The organism is Streptomyces yunnanensis (genome assembly GCF_029011865.1).
Taxonomy (GTDB): domain Bacteria; phylum Actinomycetota; class Actinomycetes; order Streptomycetales; family Streptomycetaceae; genus Streptomyces; species Streptomyces yunnanensis.
This window is the reverse complement of record NZ_CP095749.1, coordinates 7,038,295-7,050,836: the sequence shown is the minus strand read 5'-3', so window position 1 is coordinate 7,050,836 and position 12,542 is coordinate 7,038,295. Positions and strand designations below refer to the sequence as shown.

Annotated in this window: 10 protein-coding genes; 6 read left to right on the top strand and 4 right to left on the bottom strand. The window is 71.4% G+C overall.

Annotation, left to right across the window (positions count from 1 at the left end):
* Positions 1-10 precede the first annotated feature (10 nt).
* The gene (locus MOV08_RS30695) at positions 11-1,003 is read left to right on the top strand and encodes a COX15/CtaA family protein (RefSeq protein ID WP_275309644.1); all 993 of its coding nucleotides are present in this window, start codon (positions 11-13) and stop codon (positions 1,001-1,003) included.
* A gap of 8 nt (positions 1,004-1,011) precedes the next feature.
* Here the strand turns inward: MOV08_RS30695 and MOV08_RS30690 are convergent, their stop codons facing one another.
* From MOV08_RS30690 to MOV08_RS30680, 3 genes are all read right to left on the bottom strand, one after another.
* Positions 1,012-2,061 carry an amidohydrolase gene (locus tag MOV08_RS30690; protein WP_275309643.1) on the bottom strand — a complete coding sequence of 350 codons (1,050 nt, stop codon included), beginning with the start codon at positions 2,059-2,061 and terminating at the stop codon, positions 1,012-1,014.
* A 130-nt stretch (positions 2,062-2,191) separates the two neighbouring features.
* Complete coding sequence (locus tag MOV08_RS30685) at positions 2,192-2,578, bottom strand: type 1 periplasmic-binding domain-containing protein (protein WP_039637553.1); 387 nt, start codon at positions 2,576-2,578, stop codon at positions 2,192-2,194.
* Positions 2,579-2,662: 84 nt separating this feature from the next.
* The gene (locus tag MOV08_RS30680) at positions 2,663-3,613 is read right to left on the bottom strand and encodes a heme o synthase (protein WP_039641890.1); all 951 of its coding nucleotides are present in this window, start codon (positions 3,611-3,613) and stop codon (positions 2,663-2,665) included.
* A gap of 524 nt (positions 3,614-4,137) precedes the next feature.
* Between MOV08_RS30680 and tkt the strand changes: the two genes are divergently transcribed.
* From tkt to pgl, 5 genes are read left to right on the top strand one after another with little or no spacing between them, the layout of a single operon-like run.
* On the top strand, positions 4,138-6,225 hold the full coding sequence (tkt, locus tag MOV08_RS30675) for a transketolase (RefSeq protein WP_275309642.1): 2,088 nt from the start codon (positions 4,138-4,140) through the stop codon (positions 6,223-6,225).
* 35 nt (positions 6,226-6,260) lie between these two features.
* On the top strand, positions 6,261-7,379 hold the full coding sequence (gene tal / locus MOV08_RS30670) for a transaldolase (RefSeq protein ID WP_275309641.1): 1,119 nt from the start codon (positions 6,261-6,263) through the stop codon (positions 7,377-7,379).
* Positions 7,380-7,384: 5 nt separating this feature from the next.
* Complete coding sequence (zwf, locus tag MOV08_RS30665) at positions 7,385-8,917, top strand: glucose-6-phosphate dehydrogenase (protein WP_275309640.1); 1,533 nt, start codon at positions 7,385-7,387, stop codon at positions 8,915-8,917.
* Positions 8,914-9,948, top strand: coding sequence for a glucose-6-phosphate dehydrogenase assembly protein OpcA (opcA, locus tag MOV08_RS30660; RefSeq protein ID WP_275309639.1), 1,035 nt, complete (start codon positions 8,914-8,916; stop codon positions 9,946-9,948). Before zwf ends, opcA begins: the two co-directional genes overlap by 4 nt.
* Entirely contained in the window at positions 9,945-10,751 is an 807-nt protein-coding gene (gene pgl / locus MOV08_RS30655) for a 6-phosphogluconolactonase (protein ID WP_039637548.1), read from the top strand. The genes opcA and pgl overlap by 4 nt, the downstream gene beginning before the upstream one ends.
* Positions 10,752-10,840: 89 nt before the next feature.
* On the opposite strand, the gene pgi is transcribed toward pgl, so the two are convergent.
* Positions 10,841-12,493, bottom strand: coding sequence for a glucose-6-phosphate isomerase (pgi, locus tag MOV08_RS30650; RefSeq protein WP_275309638.1), 1,653 nt, complete (start codon positions 12,491-12,493; stop codon positions 10,841-10,843).
* Between the last annotated feature and the right edge of the window lie 49 nt (positions 12,494-12,542).

Genomic DNA, 12,542 nt, shown 5'->3' with positions numbered 1-12,542 from the left:
GATGACTCCCGTGCCGAACACGCTGAATCCCTTTGAGCTGATCGCCCGCCGCTGGCAGCCCTCCGCGCGCTTCGTCGAGCGGGCGGCGCTCGCCACCGTCGTGATGGCCGTGGTCATCGTCGTGACCGGTGGTGCGGTCCGGCTGACCGAGTCCGGGCTGGGCTGCTCGACGTGGCCCCAGTGCACGCCGGACAGCCTCACCCCGACCGCCGAGATGGGCATCCACGGCCTCATCGAGTTCGGCAACCGCCTGCTGACCTACGTCCTGTGCGCCTTCATCGGGCTGTTCATCGTGGCGGCACGGGCCCGCGCACCGCGCCGCCACTCGCTCACCCGGCTCGGCTGGGCGCAGTTCTGGATCGTGATGGGCAACGCGGTCTGGGGCGGCATCGTCGTGCTCACCGGCCTGAACCCGTACCTCGTCGCCGCGCACTTCCTGCTCACCAGCGCCCTGTTGACGGTCTGCGTGCTGTCCTGGCAGCGCGCCAAGGAGGGCGACGGGGAGCCGCGCGACCTGGTCTCCCCCGCGGTCCGGCAGCTCTCCTGGGTGCTGGTGGTCGCGGTGGCCGCGCTGACGGTGATCGGCACCGTCGTCACCGGCACCGGTCCGCACGCGGGCGACGCCCACAAGGTCCACCGGATCCCGCTGGACTGGCAGGAGGTGACCCAGCTCCACGTCGACTTCGTGTACATCGTCGTCGGGCTGACCGTCGCCCTCTTCTTCACCCTGCGCGCGGTCAAGGCGCCGCCGGCCCCGCGCCGCGCCGCCCTGGCCCTGTTCGCCGCCCTCGCCTTCCAGGGCGTCGTCGGCTACGTCCAGTACTTCCTGAGCCTGCCGACGCTGGTCGTCGGACTGCACATGTTCGGCTCGACGCTGGTCTGGATCGCGGTGTTGCGGGTCTTCCTCACCCTGCGCGACCGCGGCCCGGTGCCCGCCGCGCCGGACGCACCCGTCGACGACGAGGCCGCAGAGGCCCGACCGGCCGCCACGACCGCCGCTTAGGGCACGACCTAGGTCGCAGAGGACAGTCCGTAGACCCGGCGGGCGGTGCCGGAGCCGACCATCTCGGCGATCCGCCGCCCGTCCGCCGGGGCGCACAGCCCCTCGGCGGTCCACTCCCCCACGACGCGATCCACGGCCCGCCGGAAGAGGCGGGCCGCGGTGACGTAGAGCTCGGGCAGCCCGCGCGCCCCCGAGGAGAACAGCAGCTTGCCGAACGGCGCCTGGCCCAGCGTCTCCTCGGGACACGGGCCGACGTCCGTGTAGACGTGGGCGTGCACGGCGGCCAGTTGCGCGGCCCGCCGGTGGTGCGGGGCCTGGGGCAGCAGAACGAGATCGGAGCCGGAGCCGAGCCCGGCGGTGGCCCGCAGGAAGTCCGCCAACGGCTGCGGATCTGCGCAGTGCAGCTGCACCGGGAGCCCGGTCGCCACCGCGCTCCACAACAGGTGCCGGAGAAGCGCGGGCTCCGCCAGCGGCTCCCCCGGGCGACGATCGCGCAGCCAGCGGTCCGCGGCGCGCCGCACCGCGCCCCCATCGGGCGCCCGCCCCTCGCAGTACGTGCCCCCGCAGGCGAAGGCGGTCGCGTGCTGGGCGGCGGAGTAGAGGGCCTCGGCGGTGTAGCCGAGGAAGGCGTCGACGCTGCCGGAGGTGTCGGCGACCTGTTCGGCGAGCGGTTCGAGCCGGACGACCTCGTGGGCGCGGGCATCGGCGGCGTCGGCGAGTTCGGCGGCGGACGTCAGACCGCCGGGGGCACCGGATTCCACCAGGAACGTCTCGATGCCGGCGCCGCGGAGCAACATCCGGCCCGCGCGGAAGGCGCCCACCTCGCGCCGCCGGGCCAGATAGCGCACCGGCGCGCAGTGCGGCTCCAGGCCGAGCAGGGGCGGGCACCAGCGGCGTATCGCGAGACCGGTGCGGGTGTCGAAGTGGCTGGTGCCCGCGGGGGCCGGGCCCCGGGCCCCGGCCGCGGCGCCCAGTTGGGCCTCGAAGGAACCGAGGCCCAGTTCACCGTGGACGGCGCCGTGACTGTGCTGGTCGATGAGCGGGGGGAGTGTGTCCATCCGCCCCTCCTCGCCGTCGGCCCGCCGGGCGTGGCCGGTCCACCGCGCCTGGTGAGCTTAACGGGCGAGCGGGTGGTGAGGTAGCGGGCGATGCGCCCCGGCGCACGGCACCGGGGCGGGCGCGTGGGGCTCAGGCGTTGGCCGGGCCGCCCAGCTGGAGGCCGGCCATCCGCGACCACTCGTAGCGGCCGGTGCGGACCTTGGCGGCCAACTCGCCGTCGAAGTCGTCCTGGAGGGCGATGCCGGCCTGCTCGGCGGCCTTCTTGGCGGCGAGGTAGCTGTCCGCGACCAGATTGCCCCACTCGCCGTTGGCGCCGACCAGGGCGATCCGGGTGCGGCCGCGGCCGATGTGGGCGAGCTGGCCCTCGGCGCTGCCGCCGTGGCTGCTCGCGAAGGAACGCATCTGCCGGGCGAGCCGGGCCGCCTGCTTGTCGGCCCGCTTCTCCGCCGGCGTCGCGGCGGCCGCGCCGCCCGCCGCCTGCTCGTCAGCCTGCTGGGTGTCTGCCATGGTCAGCATGTTACCCACCGGTACCGCCTTTGTGGGGGTGATCCGCCACACCTCCCGCCGACACCGAAGGGGGACGGGAGGCGACGGCAGCTCCTAGCGGAGGAAGGGGTCCACCGCGACGGCGACGAACAGCAGCGACACATAGGTGATGGACCAGTGGAACAGCCGCATCTCCTTGAGCTTGGCCCCGGTGAGGCCGGCCTTGGCGCGGACCTGGAGGGCGTGCGCCTCCCACAGCCAGAACGCGCCGCAGGCGACCGCGACCCCGGTGTAGAACCAGCCGGTGTAGCCCAGCGGCTGGAGCAGCAGCGAGACCCCGACCATCACCCAGCTGTAGAGGACGATCTGTCGGGCGACGACCTTGTTGCCCGCCACCGCCGGCAGCATCGGCACGCCGACCCGCTTGTAGTCCTCCGTGACCTTCATCGACAGCGGCCAGTAATGCGGCGGCGTCCAGAAGAAGATGACGAGGAAGAGGATGAAGGAGGCCCAGGAGACGGTGTTGGTCACCGAGGACCAGCCGATGAAGACGGGCATGCAGCCCGCGATGCCGCCCCAGACGATGTTCTGCGTCGTCCGCCGCTTGAGGATCATCGTGTAGACGACGACGTAGAAGAGCAGCGCCCCGAGGGAGAGCATCGCCGACAGCGGGTTGACGAGGTACCAGAACCACGCCGTGGAACCGACCGCGAGGACGGTGGCGAAGACCAGGCACTCGCGCGGCGAGACCATGCCGGTCACCAGCGGGCGCTGGGAGGTGCGGTCCATCATCGCGTCGATGTCGCGGTCGAGGTACATGTTGTACGCCGCGGCACCGCCGGCGGACAGGTAGCCGCCGATGCAGGTGGCCAGCACCAGCCACAGGTCCGGCACTCCGCCGGCCGCCAGGAACATCACCGGCACCGTCGTCATCAACAACAGTTCGATGACCCGCGGCTTGGTCAGCGCGATGAACGCCTTGACGCGGGCCCCGAACGGCCGGTTACCGGGACTCCCGGGGACCTGAGAGAGCCCCCCCGCAGGACGGGTTTCGACGGCCGTCACGCACACCCCTGGAAGTAACGTCTGCGGCCTGAGCCGCGGAGATAAGGCCAGCAAGCTCCGCCGGCGGTGAACACCCGGTAAAGGCTTGCGCTTACCACGCCACTTTAGACGTTGGCCATACGGCGACTCTCGCGGGGGTGGGGTCGTGTTGGGCGCCCGGCCGCGGGCCGGCGGCGGCGACATTCCAGGCGGGCCCGGCGGCGGATTGTCCGGAGCTTTCCCGGCCCGTTCACCCGGCGTTCGGGAGGCGGAGGCGCCCGGGGCCCGGCAGTCTGGTGCGTAGGGCGCGAACCGACGCCAGGAATGCCCCGAGCGCCGCTTTAGTTGCCCTAAGCGATAGATGATCCCGCGACGGCGACACCGCCCACCGAGTGAGCGCCAGGACCGCCGACTGAGCACCGACTGAGCGCCGAAATCGCCGACTGAGCGTCGAAAAGGCGGGCGCATTCGCGGGGGTAGGCTCGACACCGCCTGGGCGGACATGCCGTCCGCGTTCGACATGTGGAGAGGAGCCCTGACTCAGGGTGAGCACCAAGCCGACCACCACAGATTTCGAGTGGACCGAACTGGACCAGCGGGCTGTGGATACCGTCCGAGTCCTGGCCATGGATTCCGTGCAGAAGGTCGGTAACGGCCATCCGGGTACGGCCATGAGCCTGGCGCCCGCCGCCTACGTTCTGTTCCAGAAGCTGATGCGGCACGACCCCGCCGATGCGGACTGGACCGGCCGGGACCGGTTCGTCCTCTCCGCGGGCCACTCCAGCCTGACCCTCTACATCCAGCTCTACCTCGCCGGTTTCGGCCTGGAGCTGGACGACTTGAAGAGCTTCCGCACCTGGGGCTCGAAGACCCCCGGTCACCCGGAGTACGGCCACACCACCGGCGTGGAGACCACCACCGGCCCGCTGGGCCAGGGTGTCGCCAACGCCGTGGGCATGGCGATGGCGGCCCGCTACGAGCGCGGCCTGTTCGACCCCGAGGCCGCGGCGGGCACCTCCCCGTTCGACCACATGGTGTACGTCATCGCCGGTGACGGCTGCCTCCAGGAGGGCATCGCCGCCGAGGCGTCCTCCATGGCCGGCCACCAGAAGCTCGGCAACCTCGTGATGCTGTGGGACGACAACCACATCTCCATCGAGGGCGACACCGAGACCGCCGTCTCCGAGGACACCTGCGCGCGCTACGAGGCGTACGGCTGGCACGTCCAGCGCGTCGCGCAGCTGCCCAACGGCGACCTGGACCCGGCCGGTCTGGCCGCGGCCCTGGAGGCCGCCAAGGCCGAGACCGAGCGCCCGTCGTTCATCGCGGCCCGCTCGATCATCGCCTGGCCGGCCCCGAACGCCCAGAACACCGAGGCCGCGCACGGCTCGGCGCTGGGCGAGGAGGAGATCGCCGCCACCAAGCGCGTCATGGGCTTCGACCCGGAGCAGACGTTCGAGGTGGCCGACGAGGTGCTGGCGCACACCCGTGGCGCCCTGGACCGCGGCCGCGAGGCCCGCGCCGAGTGGGAGAAGTCGTTCGCCGCCTGGCGCACCGCCAACCCCGAGCGCGCCGCCGAGTTCGACCGGATCGCCGCGGGCGAGCTGCCCGCGGGCTGGGCGGACCACGTCCCGTCGTTCGAGACCGGCAAGTCCGTCGCCACCCGTGCCGCGTCCGGCAAGGTGCTGCAGGCACTGGGCGCGGTCATCCCCGAGCTGTGGGGCGGCTCCGCCGACCTCGCCGGGTCGAACAACACGACGATCGACAAGACCTCGTCGTTCCTGCCGAAGGGCAACCCGCTGCCGGGCGCCGACCCGTACGGCCGCACCCTCCACTTCGGCATCCGCGAGCACTCCATGGCCGCGGAGATGAACGGCATCGCGCTGCACGGCAACACCCGCATCTACGGCGGCACCTTCCTGGTGTTCTCCGACTACATGCGCAACGCCGTCCGGCTGTCCGCGCTGATGCACCTGCCGGTGACGTACGTGTGGACGCACGACTCCATCGGCCTGGGCGAGGACGGTCCGACCCACCAGCCGGTCGAGCACCTGGCCACGCTGCGCGCCATCCCGGGCCTGAACATCGTGCGCCCGGCCGACGCCAACGAGACCGCCCTCGCCTGGCGCGAGATCATGCGCCGCTGGACGAAGGAGTTCGGCGTGGGCGCCCCGCACGGTCTGGCGCTGACCCGTCAGGGCGTGCCGACGTACGAGGCCGACGAGAACACCGCCAAGGGTGGTTACGTCCGCTTCGAGGCCGAGGGCGGCGAGCCGCAGGTCGTGCTGATCGCCACCGGTTCCGAGCTGCAGCTGGCCGTCGAGGCCCGCGAGCGGCTCCAGGCCGAGGGCGTGCCGACCCGCGTGGTGTCGATGCCGTCGGTGGAGTGGTTCGAGGAGCAGGACCAGGCGTACAAGGACAGCGTGCTGCCGCCGTCCGTGAAGGCCCGGGTCGCCGTGGAGGCGGGCATCGGGCTGACCTGGCACCGCTACGTCGGCGACGCCGGCCGGATCGTCTCGCTGGAACACTTCGGCGCCTCGGCCGACGGCAAGCTGCTGTACCGCGAGTTCGGCTTCACCCCCGAAGCGGTGGCCGCCGCCGCCCGCGAATCGCTGGCCGACGCCGCGCGCTGACGCCCGTATACGACAAGTAGGAGATGCTTAAACCCATGACAGACGCACTCAAGCGCCTCTCCGACGAAGGCGTGGCGATCTGGCTGGACGACCTGTCGCGCAAGCGCATCACGTCCGGCAACCTGGCCGAGCTGATCGACCAGCAGCACGTCGTCGGCGTCACCACCAACCCCTCGATCTTCCAGAAGGCGATCTCCTCGGGCGACGGCTACAGCCAGCAGCTGGCCGACCTGGCGGCCCGCAAGGTCACCGTGGACGAGGCGATCCGCATGATCACCACGGCCGATGTCCGGGACGCCGCCGACGTGCTGCGCCCGGTCTTCGACGCCACCGGTGGCCAGGACGGCCGGGTCTCCATCGAGGTCGACCCGCGGCTGGCGCACCACACCGTGGCGACCATCGCCGAGGCCAAGCAGCTCGCGTGGCTGGTGGACCGCCCGAACACGCTGATCAAGATCCCGGCCACCAAGGCGGGTCTGCCGGCGATCACCGAGGTGATCGGCCTGGGCATCAGCGTCAACGTCACGCTGATCTTCTCGCTGGAGCGCTACCGCGAGGTGATGGACGCCTACCTCGCCGGTCTGGAGAAGGCCAAGGCCGCGGGCCTGGACCTGTCCAAGATCCGTTCGGTGGCGTCGTTCTTCGTGTCCCGCGTGGACTCCGAGATCGACAAGCGCCTGGAGAAGATCGGCACCGACGAGGCCAAGGCCCTCAAGGGCAAGGCCGCCCTCGCCAACGCCCGCCTGGCCTACCAGGCGTTCGAGGAGGTCTTCTCCTCCGCGCGCTGGGCCGCCCTCGACAAGGCGGGCGCCCACAAGCAGCGTCCGCTGTGGGCCTCGACCGGCGTGAAGGACCCCGCGTACAAGGACACCCTGTACGTGGACGAACTGGTCGCCCCGGGCACGGTCAACACCATGCCGGAGGCCACCCTGGAGGCCACCGCCGCCCGCGGTCAGATCACGGGCGACACGGTGCGCGGCACCTACGCCGCCGCCCAGGCCGACCTCGACGCGCTCGGCGCGCTCGGGATCTCGTACGACGACGTCGTGCAGCTCCTGGAGGACGAGGGCGTGGAGAAGTTCGAGGCGTCCTGGAACGACCTGCTCAAGTCGACCGAGGCGGAGCTGGCGCGCCTCGCTCCCTCGGAGGGCTGATCCCCTTGACCGCTGTTCATGGAGCGAACCCGCTCCGTGACGCCGCGGACCGACGGCTCCCGCGCATCGCGGGGCCGTCGGGCCTGGTCATCTTCGGCGTCACGGGTGATTTGTCACGCAAAAAGCTGATGCCCGCGGTCTACGACCTCGCGAACCGGGGTCTGCTGCCGCCGGGCTTCTCGCTGATCGGCTTCGCCCGTCGCGAGTGGGAGGACGAGGACTTCGCGCAGGTGGTGTACGAGGCTGTCAAGCAGCACTCGCGCACCCCGTTCCGCGAGGAGGTCTGGCAGCAGCTGGTCCAGGGCTGCCGCTTCGTCCAGGGCAACTTCGACGACGACGAGGCGTTCGAGACCCTCAAGGACACCATCAACGAGCTCGACAAGGCCCAGGGCACCGGCGGCAACTACGCCTTCTACCTCTCGGTGCCGCCGAAGTTCTTCCCCAAGGTCGTCCAGCAGCTCAAGAAGCACGGGCTGGCCGAGCAGAAGGAAGGCTCCTGGCGCCGCGCGGTCATCGAGAAGCCGTTCGGCCACGACCTGAAGAGCGCCCAGGAGCTCAACCAGATCGTCCACGAGGTCTTCCCGCCCAACGAGGTCTTCCGGATCGACCACTACCTGGGCAAGGAGACGGTCCAGAACATCCTGGCGCTGCGGTTCGCCAACACCATGTTCGAGCCGCTGTGGAACCGCTCCTACGTCGACCACGTGCAGATCACGATGGCCGAGGACATCGGCATCGGCGGCCGGGCCGGCTACTACGACGGCATCGGCGCGGCCCGCGACGTCATCCAGAACCACCTCCTCCAGCTGCTCGCGCTGACCGCCATGGAGGAGCCCGCCTCCTTCGAGGCGGACGCGCTGGTGGCGGAGAAGACCAAGGTGCTGGGCGCGGTCCGGCTGCCCAAGGACCTGGGCAAGGAGACCGTCCGGGCGCAGTACGCCGAGGGCTGGCAGGGTGGCGAGAAGGTCGTCGGCTACCTCCAGGAAGACGGCATCGACGCCAAGTCGAAGACCGACACCTACGCCGCGATCAAGCTGGGGATCGACAACCGCCGCTGGGCGGGCGTCCCGTTCTACCTGCGGACCGGCAAGCGCCTGGGCCGTCGGGTGACCGAGATCGCGGTGGTCTTCCAGCGCGCTCCGCACTCCCCCTTCGACCACACCGCCACCGAGGAGCTGGGGCAGAACGCCCTGGTCATCCGCGTCCAGCCGGACGAGGGCGTGACCGTGCGGTTCGGTTCCAAGGTCCCCGGCACCTCCATGGAGGTGCGCGACGTGTCGATGGACTTCGCGTACGGCGAGTCCTTCACGGAGTCCAGCCCCGAGGCGTACGAGCGGCTGATCCTCGATGTGCTGCTCGGCGACGCCAACCTCTTCCCGCGGCTGGAGGAGGTCGAGCTGTCCTGGAAGATCCTCGACCCGATCGAGGAGTTCTGGGACAGGCACGGCAAGCCCGCGCAGTACCCGGCGGGCACCTGGGGCCCCATCGAGGCGGACGAAATGCTCGCACGAGACGGACGGAGCTGGCGTCGGCCATGAAGATCGATCTGACGGAAACCACGGCCAGCGCGATCAACAAGGCACTGGTCCAGGGCCGCCGCGCCATCGGCACCCCGGCCATCGGCATGGTGCTCACCCTCGTCATCGTCACCGACGAGGAGAACGCCTACGACGCCCTCAGGGCGGCCAACGACGCGTCCCGCGAGCACCCCTCGCGCACCCTCGTCGTCATCAAGCGGGTCAGCCGGACGCCGCGCAACCGCGCCAAGGCCCGGCTCGACGCCGAGGTGCGGGTGGGCACGGACGCCGGCACCGGCGAGACGGTGCTGCTGCGGCTGTACGGCGAGGCGATCGACCACGCCCAGTCCGTGGTGCTGCCGCTGCTGCTGCCGGACGCCCCGGTCGTGGTCTGGTGGGCGGTCAACGCCCCGCTGAACCCGGCCAAGGACCCGCTCGGCGCGCTGGCCCAGCGCCGCGTCACCGACGCCTACGCCGCCGAGCAGCCCATCGCGGAGCTGACCGGCCGCGCCGACACCTACACCCCCGGCGACACCGACCTGTCCTGGACCCGGATCACCCCCTGGCGCTCGATGCTGGCGGCGGCGCTCGACCAGTCGCCGTGCAAGGTGACCTCGGCCGTGGTCGAGGGCGAGGAGTTCAACCCCAGCTGCGAGCTGCTCGGCATGTGGCTCGCCGGCCGGTTGGACGTGCCGGTGACCCGCACCGTCTCGCCCGGCCCCGGGCTCACCGAGGTGCGCCTGGAGACCACCGCCGGAACGATCGTCCTGGGCCGCCCGGACGCCTCGTTGGCCACGCTCGCCATGCCCGGCCAACCGGACCGGGCGGTGGCGCTCAAGCGCCGGGAGACCTCCGAGCTGCTCGCCGAGGAGCTGCGCCGGCTCGACCCGGACGACATCTACGCCGCCGCGCTGAAGTACGGCGTGGACCGGCTCCAGCTGCCGGGCGCCGGGACGCCCGCCGCCGACGGGCAGCCCGCGGCGGAGGCCGGGGACGCGCCCGCCAAGCCGGTGGCGAAGAAGGCCCCGGCCAAGAAGGCAGCCGCCAAGTGAGCACACCCCAGGTCGTCGTCCACCGCGACAAGGAGCTGATGGCGAAGGCCGCCGCGGCCCGGCTGATCACCAAGATCGTCGATGCCCAGTCGGCCCGCGGCTCCGCCTCCGTCGTGCTGACCGGCGGGCGCAACGGCAACGGGCTGCTCGCGGCCCTGGCCGAGGCGCCCGCCCGGGACGCGATCGACTGGTCCCGGCTGGACCTGTGGTGGGGCGACGAAAGGTTCCTGCCCGACGGCGACCCGGAGCGCAACTACACCCAGGCCCGCGAGGTGCTGCTGGACAGCGTCCCGCTGGACCCGGACCGGGTGCACCCGATGGCGCCCTCGGACGGCCCGTTCGGCCATGACGCGGACGCCGCCGCCGAGGCGTACGCGGCCGAACTCACCGCCGTCGCGGGCCCGGAACACTATCAATCAGCGGCCACCGCCGCGGGCGGCGCGGTGCCGTCCTTCGACGTCCTGCTGCTGGGCGTCGGCCCGGACACCCATGTCGCCTCGCTCTTCCCCGAGCTCCCCGCCGTCTACGAGCAGGAGCGGACGGTGGTCGGGGTGCACGGTGCCCCCAAGCCGCCGCCCACCCGGATCTCGCTGACCCTGCCCGCGATCCGCGCGGCACGGGAGGTCTGGCTGCTCGCGGCCGGCGAGGACAAGGCCAACGCCGCGGCCATCGCGCTCTCCGGCGCCGGCGAGGTGCAGGCCCCGGCGGCCGGCGCCCGCGGTCGCAGCCGGACGCTGTGGCTGCTGGACGAGGCCGCCGCAACCCAGTTGCCGCGCGACCTCTACCCCCCGGCGTCCTCCTGAGCCGGACGGCGCGCCGGACCCACCGGCGCGCCGCGCACACGCCGACGGCCCCACCCCTGCGCGGGGGGTGGGGCCGTCGGCGTCCTGTCTCAACGTCCGTGCAGCTCGCGGTACTTGGCGACCAGCCCGGCCGTGGAGGCGTCCAGGCCCGGCACGTCCGCGCCCTGGGTCAGCGCCGGCTCGACGCGCTTGGCGAGCACCTTGCCCAGCTCGACGCCCCACTGGTCGAAGGAGTTGATGTTCCACACCGCGCCCTGGACGAACACCTTGTGCTCGTAGAGCGCGATCAACTGGCCCAGCACGGACGGGCTGAGCTCCGACGCCAGGATCGTGGTGGTGGGGTGGTTGCCCTGGAAGGTGCGGTGCGGCACCAGTTCCTCGGCCACGCCCTCGGCGCGCACCTCGTCCGCCGTCTTGCCGAACGCCAGCGCCTGGCCCTGCGCGAAGAGATTGGCCATCAGCAGGTCGTGCTGGGCGACCAGATGCGGCTGGAGGTCCTCGACCGGCCGGGCGAAGCCCAGCAGATCGGCCGGGATCATCTTGGTGCCCTGGTGGAGCAACTGGTAGTAGGCGTGCTGGCCGTTGGTGCCGGGGGTGCCCCAGACGACCGGGCCGGTCTGCCAGCCGACCGGGCGGCCCGCGCGGTCCACGGACTTGCCGTTGGACTCCATGTCCAGCTGCTGGAGGTAGGCGGTGAACTTGGAGAGGTAGTGGCTGTAGGGCAGCACGGCGTGCGACTGGGCGTCCCAGAAGTTGCCGTACCAGATGCCCAGCAGGCCCAGCAGCAGCGGGGCGTTCTCCTCCGGCGGGGCGGTCCGGAAGTGCTCGTCGACCAGGTGGAAGCCGGCCAGCATCTCGCGGAACCGCTCCGGACCGATCGCGATCATCAGCGACAGACCGATGGCGGAGTCGTAGGAGTAGCGGCCGCCGACCCAGTCCCAGAACTCGAACATGTTGTCCGTGTCGATGCCGAACTCGGAGACCTTCTCGGAGTTGGTCGACAGCGCCACGAAGTGCTTGGTGACGGCCTCCTGGCCGGCCCCGAGGCCGCTCAGCAGCCAGTCGCGGGCGGAGGTGGCGTTGGTGATCGTCTCGATGGTGGTGAAGGTCTTCGAGGCGACGATGAACAGCGTCTCGGCCGGGTCCAGATCGCGGACCGCCTCGTGCAGGTCGGCGCCGTCCACGTTGGAGACGAAGCGGAACTGCATGTCCCGGTGGGTGTAGGCGCGCAGCGCCTCGTACGCCATCGCCGGGCCCAGGTCCGAGCCGCCGATACCGATGTTGACGACCGTCTTGATCCGCCGGCCGGTGTGGCCCTTCCAGGCGCCCGAGCGGACCCGGTCGGCGAAGGTGCCCATCCTCGTCAGGACGTGCTGCACGGCGGGGACGACGTTCTCCCCGTCGGTGGCGATGACCGCCGAGCCCGGTGCGCGCAGCGCGGTGTGCAGCACCGAGCGGTGCTCGGTGATGTTGATCTTCTCGCCGCGGAACATCGCGTCCCGCAGCCCGGCCACGTCGGTCGCGGCGGCGAGTTCGCGGAGCAGCCGCAGGGTCTCGTCGGTGACCAGGTGCTTGGAGTAGTCCAGGTGCAGATCGCCGACCTGGAGGGTGAAGCGCCCGGCGCGGCCGGGGTCCTTGGCGAACAGCTCGCGCAGATGCACCTCCCCCATCTGCTCGCGGTGCTTGCTCAACGCGGTCCACTCAGGCATCTGGTCGAGCCTGCTGCGGCCTTCTGCGTTCATTCGGACATCAGCCTTCTTCATCTCGTTAGCGGCCCCGCCACCCTCCAAC

Bases quoted from the DNA above. Each gene is read 5' to 3' on its own strand.
- MOV08_RS30690 (WP_275309643.1), bottom strand. From the start codon at position 2,061: ATGGACACACTCCCCCCGCTCATCGACCAGCACAGTCACGGCGCCGTC.
- tal (WP_275309641.1), top strand. From the start codon at position 6,261: ATGACAGACGCACTCAAGCGCCTCTCCGACGAAGGCGTGGCGATCTGG.
- MOV08_RS30685 (WP_039637553.1), bottom strand. From the start codon at position 2,578: ATGCTGACCATGGCAGACACCCAGCAGGCTGACGAGCAGGCGGCGGGC.
- pgi (WP_275309638.1), bottom strand. From the start codon at position 12,493: ATGAACGCAGAAGGCCGCAGCAGGCTCGACCAGATGCCTGAGTGGACC.
- opcA (WP_275309639.1), top strand. From the start codon at position 8,914: ATGAAGATCGATCTGACGGAAACCACGGCCAGCGCGATCAACAAGGCA.